This is a genomic window from Bradyrhizobium altum, from assembly GCF_020889705.1.
Classification (GTDB): domain Bacteria; phylum Pseudomonadota; class Alphaproteobacteria; order Rhizobiales; family Xanthobacteraceae; genus Bradyrhizobium; species Bradyrhizobium altum.
Window position 1 is genome coordinate 1 of the sequence record NZ_JACMYP010000193.1, and the last position, 17,241, is coordinate 17,241.

The 17,241-nt window shown below is 65.2% G+C and carries 16 protein-coding genes and 2 tRNA genes; 13 read left to right on the forward strand and 5 right to left on the reverse strand.

The window, feature by feature from the left end:
* Window positions 1-329: 329 nt before the first annotated feature.
* From H8B02_RS33780 to H8B02_RS33815, 8 genes are all read left to right on the forward strand, one after another.
* Complete coding sequence (locus H8B02_RS33780; RefSeq protein WP_229170194.1) at window positions 330-1,463, forward strand: glycosyltransferase; 1,134 nt, start codon at window positions 330-332, stop codon at window positions 1,461-1,463.
* Window positions 1,464-1,470: 7 nt separating this feature from the next.
* Entirely contained in the window at window positions 1,471-2,973 is a 1,503-nt protein-coding gene (locus H8B02_RS33785; RefSeq protein ID WP_229170195.1) for a glycosyltransferase family 39 protein, read from the forward strand.
* Window positions 2,974-3,050: 77 nt separating this feature from the next.
* Window positions 3,051-3,746, forward strand: coding sequence for a DUF899 family protein (locus tag H8B02_RS33790; RefSeq protein ID WP_229170196.1), 696 nt, complete (start codon window positions 3,051-3,053; stop codon window positions 3,744-3,746).
* 428 nt (window positions 3,747-4,174) lie between these two features.
* Window positions 4,175-5,302 (forward strand): DUF2778 domain-containing protein, encoded by a 1,128-nt coding sequence (locus H8B02_RS33795; protein ID WP_376711742.1) that lies wholly within the window; start codon window positions 4,175-4,177, stop codon window positions 5,300-5,302.
* 193 nt (window positions 5,303-5,495) lie between these two features.
* Entirely contained in the window at window positions 5,496-6,452 is a 957-nt protein-coding gene (locus H8B02_RS33800; RefSeq protein ID WP_229170197.1) for a GAF domain-containing protein, read from the forward strand.
* A 188-nt stretch (window positions 6,453-6,640) separates the two neighbouring features.
* On the forward strand, window positions 6,641-8,158 hold the full coding sequence (gene adh / locus H8B02_RS33805) for an aldehyde dehydrogenase (RefSeq protein WP_229170198.1): 1,518 nt from the start codon (window positions 6,641-6,643) through the stop codon (window positions 8,156-8,158).
* A gap of 85 nt (window positions 8,159-8,243) precedes the next feature.
* Window positions 8,244-8,594, forward strand: coding sequence for a DUF779 domain-containing protein (locus tag H8B02_RS33810; protein WP_229170199.1), 351 nt, complete (start codon window positions 8,244-8,246; stop codon window positions 8,592-8,594).
* Window positions 8,595-8,702: 108 nt separating this feature from the next.
* Window positions 8,703-10,199 (forward strand): AMP nucleosidase, encoded by a 1,497-nt coding sequence (locus H8B02_RS33815; RefSeq protein ID WP_229170200.1) that lies wholly within the window; start codon window positions 8,703-8,705, stop codon window positions 10,197-10,199.
* Between the two features lie 22 nt (window positions 10,200-10,221).
* Here the strand turns inward: H8B02_RS33815 and H8B02_RS33820 are convergent, their stop codons facing one another.
* Both H8B02_RS33820 and H8B02_RS33825 read right to left on the reverse strand, forming a co-directional pair.
* Entirely contained in the window at window positions 10,222-10,851 is a 630-nt protein-coding gene (locus H8B02_RS33820; RefSeq protein WP_229170201.1) for a glutathione binding-like protein, read from the reverse strand.
* A 10-nt stretch (window positions 10,852-10,861) separates the two neighbouring features.
* Window positions 10,862-11,455, reverse strand: a complete 594-nt coding sequence (locus H8B02_RS33825) for a cysteine hydrolase family protein (RefSeq protein WP_229170202.1) — start codon at window positions 11,453-11,455, stop codon at window positions 10,862-10,864.
* Between the two features lie 128 nt (window positions 11,456-11,583).
* Here H8B02_RS33825 and H8B02_RS33830 point away from each other — a divergent pair, with 128 nt between their 5' ends.
* From H8B02_RS33830 to H8B02_RS33845, 4 genes are all read left to right on the forward strand, one after another.
* Window positions 11,584-12,423, forward strand: a complete 840-nt coding sequence (locus tag H8B02_RS33830) for a LysR family transcriptional regulator (protein WP_229170203.1) — start codon at window positions 11,584-11,586, stop codon at window positions 12,421-12,423.
* 204 nt (window positions 12,424-12,627) lie between these two features.
* Window positions 12,628-12,696, forward strand: a tRNA-Phe gene (locus tag H8B02_RS33835).
* A 5-nt stretch (window positions 12,697-12,701) separates the two neighbouring features.
* Window positions 12,702-12,768: transfer RNA gene (locus tag H8B02_RS33840), tRNA-Leu, on the forward strand.
* A gap of 334 nt (window positions 12,769-13,102) precedes the next feature.
* The gene (locus H8B02_RS33845; protein ID WP_229170204.1) at window positions 13,103-14,254 is read left to right on the forward strand and encodes a slipin family protein; all 1,152 of its coding nucleotides are present in this window, start codon (window positions 13,103-13,105) and stop codon (window positions 14,252-14,254) included.
* A 262-nt stretch (window positions 14,255-14,516) separates the two neighbouring features.
* On the opposite strand, the gene H8B02_RS33850 is transcribed toward H8B02_RS33845, so the two are convergent.
* Entirely contained in the window at window positions 14,517-15,128 is a 612-nt protein-coding gene (locus H8B02_RS33850; RefSeq protein ID WP_229170205.1) for a TetR family transcriptional regulator, read from the reverse strand.
* 317 nt (window positions 15,129-15,445) lie between these two features.
* Between H8B02_RS33850 and H8B02_RS33855 the strand changes: the two genes are divergently transcribed.
* Window positions 15,446-16,234: a DUF3313 domain-containing protein gene (locus H8B02_RS33855; protein ID WP_283842283.1), complete on the forward strand. Its 789-nt coding sequence runs from the start codon at window positions 15,446-15,448 to the stop codon at window positions 16,232-16,234.
* A gap of 71 nt (window positions 16,235-16,305) precedes the next feature.
* Here H8B02_RS33855 and H8B02_RS33860 read toward each other — a convergent pair whose 3' ends face one another.
* Together H8B02_RS33860 and H8B02_RS33865 are read right to left on the reverse strand one after the other, a co-directional pair.
* On the reverse strand, window positions 16,306-16,593 hold the full coding sequence (locus H8B02_RS33860) for a GIY-YIG nuclease family protein (protein ID WP_229170207.1): 288 nt from the start codon (window positions 16,591-16,593) through the stop codon (window positions 16,306-16,308).
* 164 nt (window positions 16,594-16,757) lie between these two features.
* A partial coding sequence (locus H8B02_RS33865; RefSeq protein ID WP_283842282.1) for a TCP-1/cpn60 chaperonin family protein occupies window positions 16,758-17,241 on the reverse strand: 484 nt, incomplete at its 5' end.

Sequence of the window (17,241 nt, forward strand, 5' to 3'; positions counted from 1 at the left end):
GGCGGCCCCAGCGGCGCCGCGCGGCCCCGTGATCCGGGAAGTCCCGAACAACTAGCGCCAAGACCCTTTGCAGACCGCCCCTTTGCAGGCCGCCCCTTGCAGACCGCCTGGGGCCTTCCTATCTAGCCCGCAACGGCGACGTTGCAGCTTAAGGGCTCCGGCGCTGGGACGACCACGACATTGTTTGGCTGCGCCAGATGTACGCGCGCCCCTTGTTCGTGGTCGTTGGCATTTTCAGGGGTATTTTGCCCCGTTTTCCCGCTTTCCGAGACAGCGTTTGGCCCGGCCCGCCTTGGCAGCGGGGGAGGCTGCGGCTATACGCTGCGCTCATGAATGACGCCATCAAGCTCGCCCCCGAAACCTCCTCGCAGGCAGCAAGTTTGCCGCAGCTTTCGGTGGTCGTCCCGACCTTCAACGAACGCGACAATGTCACGGTGCTGTACCGCCGGCTCGACGCGACCCTGAAGAACGTGTCCTGGGAGGTCATCTTCGTCGATGACAATTCGCCCGACGGTACCTGGGACGTGGTGCGCGCCCTGGCGCGGAAGGATTCCCGCGTGCGCTGCATCCGCCGGATCGGCCGGCGCGGCCTGTCCGGCGCCTGCATCGAGGGTATCCTGGCGTCGAGCGCGCCCTATGCCGCGGTCATGGACGCCGACCTCCAGCATGACGAGACCCAGCTCCCGAAGATGGTCGCCCTGCTGCAGAGCGGCGAGGCCGAGCTCGTGGTCGGCAGCCGCTATATCGAGGGCTACAAGACCGAAGGCTTCAACAAGCAGCGTGCCGGCGCCAGCGCCTTTGCCACCGAGATCGCGCGCCGCTCGTTGAAGGTCGAGATCGCCGACCCCATGAGCGGCTTCTTCATGATCCGCCGCGACCGTTTCGAACAGCTCGCGCCGCAGCTCTCGACCCAGGGCTTCAAGATCCTGCTCGATGTCGTGGCGACGGCGGAAGGCAAGCTGCGCGCGGTCGAGATTCCCTACACATTCGGTGCCCGCCAGCATGGCGAAAGCAAGCTTGACTCGATGGTCGCGCTCGACTTCCTTGGTCTGGTGCTGGCGAAGCTGACCAACGACGTGATCTCGCTGCGCTTCATTCTGTTCGCGGCGGTCGGCGGGCTCGGCCTGCTGGTGCATCTCAGCGTGCTGTTCATCGCGCTGGAGCTGTTCAAGGCGCCGTTCCCGGAGGCCCAGGCCACCGGCGCGATCGTCGCCATGACCAGCAACTTCATCCTCAACAATTTCCTGACCTATCGCGACCAGCGGCTGAAGGGCTTTGGCATCCTGCGCGGCCTGCTGCTGTTCTATCTGGTCTGCAGCGTCGGCCTGCTTGCCAATGTCGGCGTCGCATTCTCGGTCTACGACCAGGAGCCGATCTGGTGGCTTGCGGGCGCGGCCGGCGCGCTGATGGGCGTGGTGTGGAACTACGCGATGTCCGGGCTGTTCGTCTGGCGCAAGCGATGACGGTGGCATGAACGCGAACGAGGCGCGGCTGGCCCGGAACACCGCTCTTGCGGTGTGCGCGCTGGTCGTGTTGCGGCTGGCCGCCGCCGCATGGACGCCGCTGACCTTCGACGAAGCCTATTACTGGATGTGGTCGAAGGCGCTCGCCGGCGGCTATTACGACCATCCGCCGATGGTGGCGGTCGTGATCCGGCTCGGCACCATGATCGCGGGCGATACGCCGTTCGGCGTGCGGCTGGCGTCGATCCTGCTTGCGTTGCCGATGAGCTGGGCGATCTATCGGGCGGCCGAGATCCTGTTCAGCGGCCAACGTATCGCAGCGAGCGCAACGATCCTGCTCAATGTCACGCTGATGGCCGCCGTCGGTACGCTGATCGTGACGCCGGATGCGCCGCTGCTGGTTGCCGCGAGCTTCCTGCTGTATTCGCTCGCAAAGGTGCTGGAGAGCGGCCGCGGCGCCTGGTGGCTCGCGGTCGGCGTCAGCGCAGGCCTGGCGCTGCTGTCGAAATACACGGCGCTGTTCTTTGGACCCGCGATCCTGATCTGGCTTGCGATGGTGCCGAAGCTGCGGCGCTGGTATCTCTCGCTTTGGCTCTATCTCGGCGGCCTGGTTGCGGCCGGCCTGTTTGCGCCGGTCATCCTCTGGAATGCCGATCACCAATGGGTGTCGTTCATCAAGCAGATGGGCCGCGCCCGGATCGAGGACTTCCGGCCGAACTACATCGCCGAGCTGATCCCGACGCAGTTTGCGTTCGCGACGCCATTGGTCTTCATCCTCGGTGTGATGGGCCTCTACGCGCTCTACCGGCGCCGCGCCGGCGCGATGCCCGCGCGCGTGCTGGTCAACACGATGTTCTGGACCATCGTGGTCTACTTCACCTGGCACGCGCTGCATGCGCGGGTCGAGGCCAACTGGTTCGCGCCGGTCTATCCGGCCTTTGCGATGGCGGCCGCGGTCGCGGCGATCCAGGTGCAGTGGGCGCCGCGCGAGCAGCGCACGATCGATTTCTGCCGCCGCTGGGCCGCGCCCACGGGCGTCGTGCTGTTCGCGCTGCTAATCGTGCAGGCCAACACCGGCATGCTCTCGGGCTACCGCCGCGACGCCACCGTGCGCAGCGTCGGTGTCGGCTGGCAGGAGCTCGCGGGCGAGATCGAGGCGGTGCGCGCGCGCTCCGGCGCGAGCTGCGTACTGTCGCCTGACTATGGCACCACCGGCTGGCTGGCCTTCTATCTTCCCAAGGGCACCTGCGTCGCACAACAAGGCCAGCGCGTTCGCTGGGTCAACATATCAGAGCCGAGCCCGGCGCAGCTGGCCGGCAAGCTGCTGTATGTGCATGAGGTCGAGCAGGCGATGCCGGCCTCGGTGCGCGACAATTTCGCCCATGTCGAAACCGTCGCCGAAGCTAAGCGCATGCGCGGGCCGCTGGTGATCGAGACTTACGCGCTCGATCTGCTGGACGGCGCAAAGGGCGAGGTCTTCGACCGTTCGCCGCCGCCGGAACTGCAGTAAATCGTCGCCGTTGATGTCGGATCGACCGGTTCCGGTTCGTCTTCCAGGGAGCCCGTCAACCACGCGAGGTTCCAACCATGATCAGTTCCGTCCTCAAGCCCGCCGCCGAACTCGCCAACACCAACAACAGGCGCTTTCCGAATGAGAGCGCCGAATATCGTCGGGCGCGCCAGGCGCTGCTCGTCGAGGAGATCGAGCTGCGCCGGTACATCGCGCGCGTCGCCGAGCTGCGCCGCGCCTTGCCGCCGGGCGGCGAGGTGACCAGGGCCTATGAGTTCACGGGCAAGTCCGGCGCGGCCTCGCTCGCCGATCTGTTCGGCAACAAGCAGACGCTCATCATCTACAGCTACATGTTCGGCCCGCAGCGCGAGAAGCCATGTCCGATGTGCACGTCGTTCATGGGTACATGGGAGGAGAAGCTGCCCGATATCGAGCAGCGCGTGTCGTTCGTGTTCGTGGCGCGCTCGCCGATCGCGCGGCTGATCGAGGCGAAGAAGGCGCGCGGCTGGACGCGTCACAAGGTCTATTCGGATGCGTCGGGCGATTACACGCGCGACTATGTCAGCGAGGATGACAGCGACGTGCCCGGCTACAATGTCTTCACGCGCCAGAGCGGCGTGATCCGGCATTTCTGGGCAGGCGAAATGGGAGCCGGCACGGTCGACCCCGGCCAGGACCCGCGCGGCGCGCCGGACATGGATCCGCTCTGGACCGTGCTCGACACCACGCGCGAGGGGCGCGGCGCGGACTGGTATCCGAAGCTCAGCTATTGAGAGATGGTTTTTGCTCGATCCCCGCTCGATTACGGGGCGATCAGCAAGGAAATTCTCCGCTGATTTTATTCCTGCATGTTGCGGAGTAATAGCGTGCCGGAATGTCCCATCATGGGACAAAAAAAAAGCCGCTTTGGCGGTCCAATGCCATCTTAAAAAAGCCCTACGCCACAGGCACTTCCCGCGCCGCAGGGGATCGCATCCGGTTAAGTCGCATTTAACTAAAAGTCGCCTTAATGGCCGTCTGTGCCCCCGCGCGACGTTGAGCCGAACACCGTTCGACGATGCGTCGAGTGAGGGACAAAGGTGGACCTGTTTTGAGCGCCGGGCGTATGGGTACGAGTGCGAGTGCGTATGTTCTTGGGGCGCCAAGCCGCAAGAAAACCTCCCGAAAAATCCTCCCACGGCATTTCCTCGGCAGCGCCGCGGTGGCGGGGCTGGTGCTTGGCTGCGCCTGGACCGTCTACGCCAACATCTTTGCGGCGAGCGTCTATCCGTCGGTCGGCAATGCGTCGTTTGACGCGCCGGTGGTGAAGCGGCCCGTCGCGGTCGCCGCGCGGCCCGCACCCGCGTTCAACGAGGTGTTCGCGTCCCTGACGCCCGCGCCGGCGACGCCCGCCAAGACCGAGGTCGCGAAGTCGGAAGCCCCGACACCGTCACTTATGTTTAACGATCGGTTTGCGGCCGCCGCGCCCGAGGGTGTCGCGTCCAGCGTCGTGGCTGACGCCGCACCGCAAATCGACCCGATCAAGCAGGCCGCTGAACCCAAGGTCGCCGTAGCGGCGAGGGGGGTGGCGACGGCAGAACTCGCCGAGACATCGAAGCCGTTGCCGGCGCCGAAATCGGTCGAGACCGCCAAGAAGCAGGCCGCCGCCAATCTGAAGGTGGCGCTCAACGATCCCGCTGCGACGGTTGAGTCCAAGGGAGCTGAGAAGGCGCCTGAGGCGAAGCAGGCGACCAAGTCTGGTGGCGTCCGTGACATGGCCGCGCGCGCCAAGGCCGCGGTGCTGTCGATCGCATCGAGCGAGCGGCAGACCATGGTCGAGAAGCTGTGGGGCAAGCGCGAGTGGAGCGGCGGGCTGCTCTCCTTCGCCTCCGCCGACGCCAATGTCACCGGCAGCATTCCCTCGACGCTGGACCAGAACCCGATGCTCGGCGGCTCGCCGCCCTATGACCGCCAGACCGCGGTCTACGACATCTCGGCCAAGACCGTGTACTTGCCCGACGGCACGCGGCTCGAGGCGCATTCCGGCCTCGGCTCCCGGCTCGACGATCCCAGGTCCTCGCATCTGAAGATGGTCGGCGTGACGCCGCCGCACATCTACGAACTCAAGCCGCGCGAGGCGCTGTTCCACGGCGTGCCGGCGCTGCGGCTCAATCCGATCGGCGGCGAAGGCAAGATCTTCAACCGCGATGGCCTGCTCGCGCACACCTTCATGCTCGGCCCGAACGGCGACTCCAACGGTTGCGTCTCGTTCAAGGACTATTACGCGTTCCTCGATGCCTACCGTAACAAGGGCATCCGCCGCCTCGCGGTTTTGGCGAGGGTTCAGTAAGCGCCGTCCTCCCTGGGGGCGCTGCCCCCAAGGCGTGAACGACGCGACCAGCCCCAGTTCCTGTCCGAAGGTCGCGGTGGCCATCCCTTGAAAGGCTGCTGGGGGCGCTATATCCTGCGAAATACAAGGGTGCCAGGGCCAACAGCGCCGCGCTTGCGAGGGTCACAGAACCCGCGGAGCAGGGGAGGGAAGCATGAGCCGGTCGCCAGGCGTCATGCACACGGATAGGGTTCTCGACGTGCTGGCCGGAGGCGGGGCGCCATCCGACCTGTCGGCGTCGTGGCGTCGGTCCGGCCATCTGCATGCGCTCGATCCGGCGAGCCGCCTGCCTTCCCATCGTCTCGGCCAGGCCGAAATCGCCGCTGCACAGCAGCGCCTCGGCGAATTCCTGAAAGTCGCCCAGAGCACGCTCGACCGGCTGTTCCTCGCCGTGGGCGGGGTCGGCTGTTCGGTGCTGCTCGCGGACCGCGACGGCGTTGTCGTCGACCGGCGCGGCGCGGGCGCCGATGATGCGACGTTCGACGCCTGGGGGCTCTGGACCGGTGCGGTCTGGAGCGAGAAGTACGAGGGCACCAACGGCATCGGCACCTGCATCGTCGAGAAGCGCCCGCTGTCGATCGACCGCGAGCAGCATTTCTTCACGCGCAATTCCGGACTGTTCTGCACCACCGCGCCGATCTTCGACGAGCATGGCGAGCTTGCCGCCGCGCTCGATGTCTCGTCCTGCCGGGCGGACCTGACCGACGGATTTTCCCGGCTGATTGCGACCACGGTGACGGACGCCGCGCGCGCGATCGAAGCCGAGAATTTTCGCCGGGCGTTTCCCGGTGCACGAATTCTGCTGACACCGCGAAGCGAGCGCGCCGTCAACTCGCTGCTCGCGGTCGATCGCGACGATCTCGTGATCGGTGCAACGCGCGCCGCGCGCCGCGCGCTTGGCCTCAACGCGTCGTCGCTGGCGCGGCCATTGCCGGCGGCCGATCTGATCGGCGAGACGCGCGATGATGGCAGCCTGGCGGCCGCGGAGCGCGCAGCGTTGCAGCGCGCGCTGGCGCGCGCCGGCGGCAACGTGTCGAAAGCCGCCAAGGATCTCGACATGTCCCGCGCCACATTGCACCGCAAGCTCAAGCAGCTCGGCCTGCATCGCTAGGGCATACCCGAGAGGCTTAGAACCGGCCTCCGGAGCGCTGGCGCGCCCGTGCCAATTTGCGGCGCACTCTGTCTCAGATTTGCGACAGTTTCCCTGCGGCCCTTGGGGCGGGCCGCTGTTCTGCCCGCCTGATTTGACCGAGCGTCCCGGCCAACGCCGTGTGCATCGGCGTGCCAACGGAGGAACACATGAACAAGGTTGACATGCAGTCCGTGCTCAAGGCGCCGTTCGCCAAGCGCTACGGCAATTTCATTGGCGGCGAATGGCGCGAGCCCCGCTCCGGAAAGTATTTTGAGAACATCTCGCCGGTGACCGGCCTTCCGGTCTGCGAGATCCCGCGCTCCGACGCGTCGGATATCGAGGCCGCGCTCGATGCCGCGCATGCAGCCAAGGACGCCTGGGGCAAGACCAGCGTCGCCGAGCGCTCGCTGATCCTCAACAGGATCGCCGACCGGATGGAGGCCAATCTCGAAAAGCTCGCCACCGCCGAGACCTGGGACAACGGCAAGCCGATCCGCGAGACGATGGCCGCCGACATGCCGCTGGCGATCGATCATTTCCGTTATTTCGCCAGCGCGATCCGCGGACAGGAAGGCTCGATCTCGGAGATCGACCACGACACGATCGCCTATCACTTCCACGAGCCGCTCGGCGTGGTCGGCCAGATCATTCCCTGGAACTTCCCGATCCTGATGGCGACCTGGAAGCTCGCGCCCGCGCTCGCCGCCGGCAACTGCGTGGTCATCAAGCCGGCCGAGCAGACGCCGGCCTCGATCCTGGTCTGGCTCGAGCTGATCGGCGATCTGCTGCCCAAGGGCGTGGTGAACGTCGTCAACGGCTTCGGCCTCGAGGCCGGAAAGCCGCTCGCCTCGTCGAACCGGATCGCCAAGATCGCCTTCACCGGCGAAACCACGACCGGCCGGCTGATCATGCAATACGCGTCGCAGAACCTGATCCCGGTGACGCTCGAACTCGGCGGCAAATCGCCCAACATCTTCTTCAAGGATGTCTGCGCCGAGGACGACGATTTCTTCGACAAGGCGATCGAAGGCTTCGTGATGTTTGCGCTCAACCAGGGCGAGGTTTGCACCTGTCCGAGCCGTGCGCTGATCCACGAATCGATCTACGACCGCTTCATGGAGCGCGCGCTCAAGCGCGTCGAAGCGATCACCCAGGGCAGTCCGCTCGATCCGACCACGATGATCGGCGCGCAGGCGTCCTCCGAGCAGCTTGAGAAGATCCTCTCCTACATCGACATCGGCAAGAAGGAAGGCGCCGAGGTGCTGACCGGCGGCGAGCGCAACAATCTCGGCGGCGGGCTCTCGGGCGGCTACTATGTCAAGCCGACGGTGTTCAAGGGCCACAACAAGATGCGCATCTTCCAGGAGGAGATCTTCGGGCCCGTGGTGTCCGTGACCACCTTCAAGAACGACGAGGACGCGCTCTCGATCGCCAACGACACGCTCTACGGCCTCGGTGCCGGCATCTGGAGCCGCGACGTCAATCGCTGCTACCGGTTCGGCCGGGCCATCCAGGCCGGCCGGGTCTGGACCAATTGCTACCACGCCTATCCGGCGCACGCGGCGTTCGGCGGCTACAAGCAGTCCGGTGTCGGCCGCGAGAACCACAAGATGATGCTCGACCATTACCAGCAGACCAAGAACATGCTGGTGAGCTACAGCCCGAAGAAGCTCGGCTTCTTCTGATATCCCGGCCGCCCCCGCGTGCAGGGGACGAAGACGACAGGCTTCGGTGGGGTGTCCCGCCGAAGCTCCCATCACGGAGGCCGAGATGGCTGACAAGGTGACCGCGACGCCGGCTGCCCTGGAGCTGATTGCCGAGATCGTCGCCGATCACGGGCCGGTGCTGTTTCACCAGTCGGGTGGTTGCTGCGACGGTTCGTCGCCGATGTGCTATCCGCAAGGCGACTTCCTGATCGGCGATTATGACGTCAAGCTCGGCGAGATCGGCGGGGCGCCGTTCTACATCAGCGGCGCGCAATACGACGTCTGGAAGCACACCGATCTGATCATCGACGTCGTTCCGGGCCGCGGCGGCATGTTCTCGCTCGACAATGGGCGCGAACGCCGGTTCCTGACCCGGTCCGAGATTTGCGCGCTGCCGCCGCGCCAAGAGGAATAGGGCGGCCGGGCGCGTTCGGCACCGATCTGGAACTGGAGGCCATTGTCGGTATACTGCGCTGATCCAGGGCGAGTCCCAACTCGGCAACGGATCTGGTGCAAAGCGAACATGTCTCCGACGCCTCCCATCGAAACCCCTCCGCCGATCACGACCGAAGCGTTCGTCGATGCCGCAGCCGCCGTTGCCCGTCTCGAAGAGATCTATGAGCGCAACACCGGATTCCTGCGCAATCGCTTCGAGGCCTATGTCAACGGGGTGCCGTGCACGACGCGGGTGCGGGCGCATTACCCGTTCGTCCGCATCACGACCTCGTCGCATGCGCGGCTCGATTCCCGTCTTGCTTACGGTTTTGTCGCGGGGCCTGGCGTCCACGAGACCAGCATCACGCGGCCGGACATTTTCCGGACCTATCTCACCGAGCAGATCGGGCTCCTGATCAAGAACCATGGCGTGGCGGTCGAGATCGGCGAGTCCAACGAGCCGATTCCGATCCATTTCGCCTACCGGCGCGACATCAATATCGAGGCGGCGCTGACCATCGCCGACAGTTCGGCCTTCACAAGGTCGCTGCGCGACGTGTTCGATACACCCGACCTTGCGGCGATGGACGATGCGATCGCCGACGGCACGTTTGAACTCACGCCTGGCACGCCCGAGCCGCTGGCTCTGTTCCGTGCCGCGCGGGTCGATTACTCGCTGCGCCGGCTCTATCACTACACCGGCACCGATCCCGAGCACTTCCAGAATTTCGTGATCTTCACCAACTACCAGTTCTATGTCGACGCCTTCGCGCAATCGAGCCTGCAGCGTCTTGCCTCGGGCGAGGAAGGCCTCGAGGCGTTCGTCGCGCCCGGCAATGTGATCACGCACAGCGCGCTGGCAGGCGGCGGCACCATCGGGACCGCATCGGAGCGCGTGCCGCAGATGCCGGCGTTCCATCTCGTCGAGCCCGGCTATCGCGGCATCACCCTGATCAATATCGGGATCGGTCCGTCGAATGCGCGCAACATCACCGATCACGTCGCGGTGCTGCGGCCGCATGCCTGGCTGATGATCGGGCATTGCGCGGGCCTGCGCAACACGCAGCGGCTTGGCGATTATGTGCTGGCCCATGGCTATGTCCGCGAGGATCACGTGCTCGATCACGAGCTGCCGCTCTGGGTGCCGATCCCCGCGCTCGCCGAGATGCAGGTCGCGCTGGAGGAGGCGGTCGGCGAGGTGACCGGGCTCACCGGCTTCGAGCTCAAGCGCCTGATGCGCACCGGCACGGTCGCCAGCGTCGACAATCGCAACTGGGAAATCAGCGGGCCGCAGGTGATCCGGCGGATGTCGCAATCGCGCTCCATCGCGCTCGACATGGAATCGGCGACGATCGCCGCCAATGGCTATCGCTTCCGCGTGCCCTACGGCACGCTGCTGTGTGTCTCGGACAAGCCGTTGCACGGCGAGATCAAGCTGGCGGGCATGGCGAGCGAATTCTATCGCCAGCGCGTCGGCCAGCATCTTCAGATCGGGCTGAAGGCGCTGGAGCGGCTCAAGCAGCAGGAGTCCGAGCGGCTGCATTCGCGCAAGCTGCGCAGCTTCGCCGAGGTCGCGTTCCAGTAATGCCGCCCGGCATGCGCGGCGATCAAGCCGCGATGCTCTTCCACAATTGCATTTCGGTGCCGATGGCGGCCTTGACCTGCGGGCGCGTCTGGATGCGTCCAAGATAGGCGGCCAGCGGCGGCCATTGCGCCACATCGATGCCGGCGGCGCGAAGCAACAGCAGAGCCCAGGCGAGATGCGCGTCCGCTACCGTGAAGCGGTTACCGACCAGAAATTCGCGGTCGGCAAGATGCGCTGATGGCACCGACAAGGTCTGTCCGATCCTGGCACGCGGCTTGACGAGCGATGCATCGTCCTTGTACCAGAAGGTCGGAAACAGGAATCCCTTGTGGATCTCGGTGCCGATGAAGCTCAGCCATTCCTGCAGGCGATAGCGGTCCGGATGGCCAGGTGCCGGCGCGAGGCCGAGTTCGGGCTTGAGGTCGGCGATATATTGCAGCACCGCCGCGCTCTCAGTCAGCCGCTCGCCGTTCTCGAGCACCAGCACCGGCACCGCGCCCTTCGGCGCGACGTCGCGGAAGTCGCCGTCATCCTCAAGCACCTTCTTGGTCCAGAGATGGACCATGTGATAGCGCGCGTCGATACCGGCTTCCATCAGCGCGATCCGGCTGGCGAGTGAGCAGGCCATCGGCCAGAAATAGAGCTCGATCATGATGGTGATCTCAGGCGAGGGCGTTGCCGCGCGCGATGATCGCGAAACGGTCGGACAGTTCGGCGAGTGCGACGTCGTGAATGAGTTTCGCGGCGATCGTGCCGCCGACACCGTCGGGCAGGTCGCGGGTGGCGCAGCTGTCGGCATCGATGGTGGTGCGGAAGCCGAGGTCGAGCGCGGCGCGGGCGGTCGAGCTCACGCACATATGGGTCATGAAGCCGGCGAGCACGAGCTCCTTGCGGCCGGTCGCGGCAAGCTGTGCATTGAGGTCGGTGCCGGCGAACGCGTTCGGCAATTGCTTCTCGATCACGATCTCACCCGGTCGCGGCTTAAGCGGCGCGACGATCGCGCCACGCTCTGCTGTGCGATCGAACAGGCTTCCCGGCGCTCCCTTGTGTGCGATGTGGATGATCGCAGCGCCGCTCTCCCGCGCGCGGGCGAGCAATGCGGTTGCGCGCGCAATCGCGGGTTTGGCGTCGGGCAGGGCCAGCGGACCTGCGAGATATTCGTTCTGGATATCGATCAGCACCAGGCAGCTGTCGCCGAGGCGGGGCGGGGTGAGGTCGATGCCGGCAAGCTGCATCAAGGTTTTGACTGTGGTCATGGTCGTGAGAACTCCAGAGGATGCGTCTTGCGAAAATATAGCCGCGGACCTGCCTGCCGTTATGCAGGGATATTGCAGCCGATGGCTGCGTTATTGCAGGCAAGCGAGATGCGATGTAGCCTGACGCCATGAACTGGGACGACCTTCGCATCATCGCGGCCGTCAGGGACGAGGGCACCTATGCCGGCGCCAGCGCGCGGCTGCGGATCGACGAGACCACGGTCGGCCGCAGGCTGGCGCGGATCGAGCGTGCGCTCGGCCTGCGCTTGTTCGAGGCCGCCGACGGTGTCCGCAAGCCGACCCGGCAGTGCGACGTGGTGCTCGCGCACGTCCAGGCGATGGCCGCGCATGCCGAGGAGATCGGCCGGATCGGCGAAAGCCTGCCCGGCCCGGTCGGCCGGTTGCGCATCGCCTCCACCAATGCGATCGCGGAGGAGGTGCTGGCGCCGCGCACCAGCGCATTGCTGCGCGCCCATCCGGGCTTGACGTTCCAGTTTCTGACGTCGAGCGAGAATGTAAAGTTCTCGCGCTGGGAGGCCGATCTCGCGATCCGCCTGCGCAAGCCCGACAAGGGCGACTTCGCAATCTCGAAGCTCGCCGAGGTCAGGCTGTATTTCTTCGAGCCGGTTGCGACGACAGCGGGAGAGGCGGTGACGTGCGCCTATCCCGATGAGCTCGGAGGGATTCCGGAAATGCAGTTTTTGCGCACGAAGCGGCTTCGTGCGCGTTGCGTCACCGACAATGTCCGGATCATCCATAAGCTGATCCAGTCGCATCAAGCGGTCGGCGTATTGCCGGAGCATAGTTGCGTCGACCTGCTGACCGATCGCCGTCTGCGCGCCACGCTGCTGCCGAAGCGGCGCGACGTCTGGCTTCTGGTGCAAAGCCATCTCAAGCGCGATGCGGCAACGCGCGTGACCATCGACTGGCTGCGCGCCTGCTTCCAGGACGTCGCACGCAGCGGATGACGCGCCGTGTAGCGATGCGCCGTGTGGCAACGCGGGTGCCGCAACGCCGCTCCGTCATGAAAAAATCACACGCAGCCCTCTTGCAACCCGGACGAGCTTCGTTTATTAGCCCGCTCCTTCGCTTCGGCCACGGGTTCGGGCTCGTTGAGATCCCGACTGGCGCGTGCCGCTCTGCGGTGTCGTGTTCCGCCGAAATGAAGATCGCGAGATGTAGCTCATGGAGAGCATCGGGGATGAAACCCCGAAGGTATCGGTTCGATTCCGGTCTCTCAATCAAGGGATAGCTCAGTTAGGTAGAGCAGGTGACTCAGAATCATCGTGTCGCGGGTTCAACTCCCGCTCCAAGCGCTCCGTTCAGCCTGAAAAGCTGATACCTCTGAAGGGGACCGGACGCGCGCTTCAGTCGCAGTCCGGTCGTTTTGCCGAAAGGCTCTTCGTCCGTACACCGACACTGTGAGACCGGCTTCGCGCCGCGGTGGATACCGCTTGCGCTGATGCCGGGTGGCTCCGCTCGGCCGCGCGACATCTGTCGCGCGAACGCGCGCGTGCGCCCCGCATCGCGCAAGCTCAAGCCACGGCCCGCTTGGCTGACAGGAAGCCGCGTTCGCGTCCTCACGTCCTTTGCAAAATGAAACCCGCTCTCCGGCCCATGGGCCTGATGGCAACAATGGAGGCTGCCATGACCTGGCATTTCTTGACGACCAAGTTGACGGTGAAGGATGGCGAGCGCGCATTGCTGACGCGTGACGGCCGGCTCGAGCGGGTGCTCGCGCCTGGACGTCATCGCCTGTTCGATCCCCTGCATCAGCTCAAGGCCGAGCTGTTCAGCGTCGTGCGGACCGAATTGCCCGCGGATCGCTACGCGGTGATCAAGGCCGCGCGGCCCGATCTGGCCGACGAGCTGTTCGAGGCGGTCGAGACCCGCGCGAACGAGATCGCGATCGTCAGCCTCGACGGCCGTCCGGTGCAGCTGATGGCGCCTTGGCAGACGCGCGTGTACTGGAAGGTCGCGACGTCGGTCGAGGTCGAGCGCATCGACGTGACGAGCGATGTTCGTGTCACGGCGCGCCACCTCGCGATGATCCAGCCCAACCGGGCCGGCGTCATCACCGAGGCGGTGGTCGAGAACCACGAGGCCGGTCTGCTCACGGTCGAGGGCAAGCTGGTCGAGCGGCTCGCGCCCGGTCGGCACGCGTTCTGGATCGCGGGCCGCAAGATCGAGGTCAAGCGCCTCGACCTGCGTCCTCAGGCGATCGAGATCACGGCGCAGGAGATGCTGACCAAGGATCGCATCGCGCTGCGCGTGACGCTGACCGCGTTCCGCCGGATCGTCGATCCCGAGCGGGTCGTGGCCGCGGTGCCCGACGTGGATGCGTGGCTGTACCGCCTGGTGCAGTTCGCGATCCGCGAGGCGGTGGCCGGCCGCACGCTGGACGAGGTGCTGTCTGCGAAGACGGCGCTCGACGAGGAGCTTCGCGACTATGTCCGCGACCGTGTCGTGGATTCCGGCGTCGAGGTCACCGAGCTCGGCGTGAAGGACGTGATCCTGCCCGGCGAGATCCGCGAGCTGGTCAACAAGGTGGTGGAGGCGGAGCGGGTGGCGAAGGCCAACCTGATCCGCCGGCAGGAGGAGACCGCGGCAACGCGTTCGCTCCTGAACACCGCCAAGCTGATGGAGGAGAACCCTCTGCTGCTGCGGCTCAAGGAGCTGGAGTCGCTCGAGCGTCTGGTCGAGAAGGTCGGACGCATCGACCTGCATGCGGGCGATGGTCAGGGTCTCGATGCGCTCCTGACCAAGCTGGTCCGCCTCAAGGCGCCCGAGAGCGCGTAAAGACAGGAAGGGCCGCCCACGGGCGGCCCTTCGCTTTTCCCCGTCATTCCGGGGCGCGACGAAGTCGCGAGCCCGGAATCCATAACCACGAAAGTCAGTTGGATATCCCCGGATAGAGATCAACCCACCCATATCGTTTGTCATACCCAGATAGCGTGTTTCCGGCTCGCAAGCAGATAGACGTAGTAAGCTATTCGGGCAGTCGTGGTTATGGATTCCGGGCTCGCGCTGCGCGCGCCCCGGAATGACGGGGCGAGAGGTCTCAGATCGCGGCCTTCAGATTGGCGAAGGCGTCCTGGACGTATTTGGTGAGCTGGCGCTTGCCGCCTTGCTCGAGCCAGGCGTCGACCGCGATGCGCAGCGCGCCGCTCGCGGCCATCGCGACAAGACGGAGGCGGTCACGGCGGTCCTTGCCCGGCCACAATTCGCACAGCGTCTCGTAGACGACCTGCTCCCGATGCAGATCGTTGCGGTGCTTCCGGGAGCTCAGCACTTCGCTCTCGCGGATCAGGCGCGAAATCGCAACCGTTCGCGACGTCTGGAAGCGGGCGCACACGTCCAGCAAGGCTTCGCGGACGACGTCGATCGGCGCACCGGCGGCGGCGTGGTCGCGGATCGATGCCCTGAGCGCATCATCATAGCCGGCGATATGGGCGAGCAGGATGTCGTCCTTGCTCCTGAAATAATAGAAAAAGGTCCTGCGCGAGATGCCGGCCGCCGCCGCGATCTCATCCAGCGTCGTCGCATCAAAGCCGTTGGCCAGAAACAGCTCCGTGCCGACATCGGCGATGCGTTGCAGCGTCTCGCGACGATTTCGCTCGCGCAGGCCTTCGGTTTTTGCAGGCCGCTGGATTTTCGTCAGTGTCTCCGGCATCGGCCGCTTCTCTCATCAATAGTCAATCAGGACAAAATCACTTGGTGGCCTCGGGATCGCGCGGCCGTCGGCGTCAACGCGCGAAGCGGCGCGGTTGGGCATGCGTCTTCCGGTCGCAGCCCGCGGTCACGCCATAAAACCGCCTAACACGATAATTACACCGAGTGTAATATTTACACTTAGTGTAAGTCAGTGGGGCCGCAATGACAACCTGTTCGCGCGTATGCCGGATCAAACGGATTCCGGCGGCAAATGGGTTCGTCAGCGGGCGGGGGGCACTCTTCCGCGGCTGGGCGGCGGCGAGCCTGCTCGGTCTTTTGGTCTCGGGCTGCGCGACGGCGACGCTGGATCAGGCCGGTTCACTCCGAACCTACGACAATATGGAGCAATCGGACGGGATGTTGACTCGTTCGAAGCTGCGGGTGAGCAAGGAAGAGGTGCTGGCGGCGAAGACGATCAGGATCGTGCCCACCGTGTTCTCGGACGGAACGGCAGTGCCCTTCACGGCTGCGCAGCGCAGGCTCGTCACCAACGCCGCCGACCGGGCATTGTGTGCGGGCCTGAGCGAACGCTTCTACGTGGTTGCGTCAGAGCCGGCCGACCTGACCGTTCACGCCGTCATCACGCATGTGGTGCCGACCGATCCGACGGCCGTCGGCGTCTCCAAAGGTGTGTCGGTGGCGAAGACGATTTTGTTGCCCGGCGTGCCGGTGCCCGTTCCGCGCATTCCGGTGGGGCTCGGCAGCCTGTCGCTTGAAGCCGAGGCGCGTGATCCGGCCGGACAGCAGAAGGCGGCGATGGTCTGGGGCCGTGCGGCCAACGCCTTCGACAACGGGCGGATGTCGGAGGAGGGCGATGCGTATGGCCTCGCGGCATCGTTCGGCGGCGATTTCAGCCAGATGCTGGTCACCGGCGTGACGCCGTTCGGCGGCGTGCCATCGATGCCCTCGATGCAGCGGCTGGGCTTCCTGCTCGGCGGCGCGCCGAAATATCCGGCCTGCGAGGCGTTTGGACGCGCACCGGGCCTCGTCGGCATGGTCGGCGACAGCGCCGGTGTGCCGCCGGACTGGACCGACAAGGGACCGGTTGCGGCGCGGACGGAGTGAGCAGTCAGCCGCCCACTATTCGTCATTCCGGGGCGCGCTTAGCGCGAGCCCGGAATTCATAACCACGAATGCTAGTTGGATATCCCCGGAAACAGATCATCCCAGCCAGGATTCTGCTCCTCAATCAGCCGGATTTTCCAATCCCGCCGCCATTTTTTCAGTTCTTTCTCGCGCGTGATAGCCGTTGTCGCGTCGTCGTACACCTCAAACCACACCAACTTGTCGACGCCATATCGTGATGTGAAACCCGGCGCGGCCTTCGTCCGATGTTCGTGGACACGACGCACAATGTCGTTTGTCACACCCAGATAGAGTGTGCCGTGCTTCCTGCTCGCGAGGAGATAGACGTAGTAGGCCATCCCGGCAGTCGTGGTTATGGATTCCGGGCTCACGCTTCGCGTGCCCCGGAATGACGAAGGATGTTATCGCGAACCCTCGAGCGGAAATCAACGCGCCCCCAAAAACAAAAACCCCGGCATCGCTGCCGGGGCTTTGCATTTCGTAAAGCCCGAGAGGCTGGACCTTAGAAGTCCATGCCGCCCATGCCGCCGCCCGGAGGCATCGCGGGGCCGCCGGCGTTCTTCTTCGGCAGCTCGGCAACCATCGCTTCCGTGGTGATCAAGAGCGCGGCAACCGAGGCAGCGTTCTGAATCGCGGTACGGACGACCTTGGTCGGGTCGATGATGCCCTTCTTGACGAGGTCGGCATAGTCGCCGGTCTGGGAGTCGAAGCCGTAATTGTAGGCCTTGTTCTCCAGGATCTTGCCGACGATGACCGAACCGTCTTCACCGGCGTTGATCGCGATCTGGCGAGCCGGGGACGACAGCGCCTTGCGCACGATCTCGACGCCGGTCTTCTGGTCGTCGTTCTTGGTGCGCAGGCCCTTGAGCTGCTCGGACGCACGGAGCAGGGCGACGCCGCCGCCCGGGACGATGCCTTCCTCGACAGCCGCGCGGGTCGCGTGCATCGCGTCATCAACGCGATCCTTGCGCTCCTTCACCTCGACT

Excerpts from the sequence above, each read along its gene's own strand:
- H8B02_RS33780 (WP_229170194.1), top strand. The coding sequence starts at position 330 with ATGAATGACGCCATCAAGCTCGCCCCCGAAACCTCCTCGCAGGCAGCA.
- H8B02_RS33785 (WP_229170195.1), top strand. The coding sequence starts at position 1,471 with ATGAACGCGAACGAGGCGCGGCTGGCCCGGAACACCGCTCTTGCGGTG.
- H8B02_RS33790 (WP_229170196.1), top strand. The coding sequence starts at position 3,051 with ATGATCAGTTCCGTCCTCAAGCCCGCCGCCGAACTCGCCAACACCAAC.
- H8B02_RS33800 (WP_229170197.1), top strand. The coding sequence starts at position 5,496 with ATGAGCCGGTCGCCAGGCGTCATGCACACGGATAGGGTTCTCGACGTG.
- adh (WP_229170198.1), top strand. The coding sequence starts at position 6,641 with ATGAACAAGGTTGACATGCAGTCCGTGCTCAAGGCGCCGTTCGCCAAG.
- H8B02_RS33810 (WP_229170199.1), top strand. The coding sequence starts at position 8,244 with ATGGCTGACAAGGTGACCGCGACGCCGGCTGCCCTGGAGCTGATTGCC.
- H8B02_RS33815 (WP_229170200.1), top strand. The coding sequence starts at position 8,703 with ATGTCTCCGACGCCTCCCATCGAAACCCCTCCGCCGATCACGACCGAA.
- H8B02_RS33820 (WP_229170201.1), bottom strand. The coding sequence starts at position 10,851 with ATGATCGAGCTCTATTTCTGGCCGATGGCCTGCTCACTCGCCAGCCGG.
- H8B02_RS33825 (WP_229170202.1), bottom strand. The coding sequence starts at position 11,455 with ATGACCACAGTCAAAACCTTGATGCAGCTTGCCGGCATCGACCTCACC.
- H8B02_RS33830 (WP_229170203.1), top strand. The coding sequence starts at position 11,584 with ATGAACTGGGACGACCTTCGCATCATCGCGGCCGTCAGGGACGAGGGC.
- H8B02_RS33845 (WP_229170204.1), top strand. The coding sequence starts at position 13,103 with ATGACCTGGCATTTCTTGACGACCAAGTTGACGGTGAAGGATGGCGAG.
- H8B02_RS33850 (WP_229170205.1), bottom strand. The coding sequence starts at position 15,128 with ATGCCGGAGACACTGACGAAAATCCAGCGGCCTGCAAAAACCGAAGGC.
- H8B02_RS33860 (WP_229170207.1), bottom strand. The coding sequence starts at position 16,593 with ATGGCCTACTACGTCTATCTCCTCGCGAGCAGGAAGCACGGCACACTC.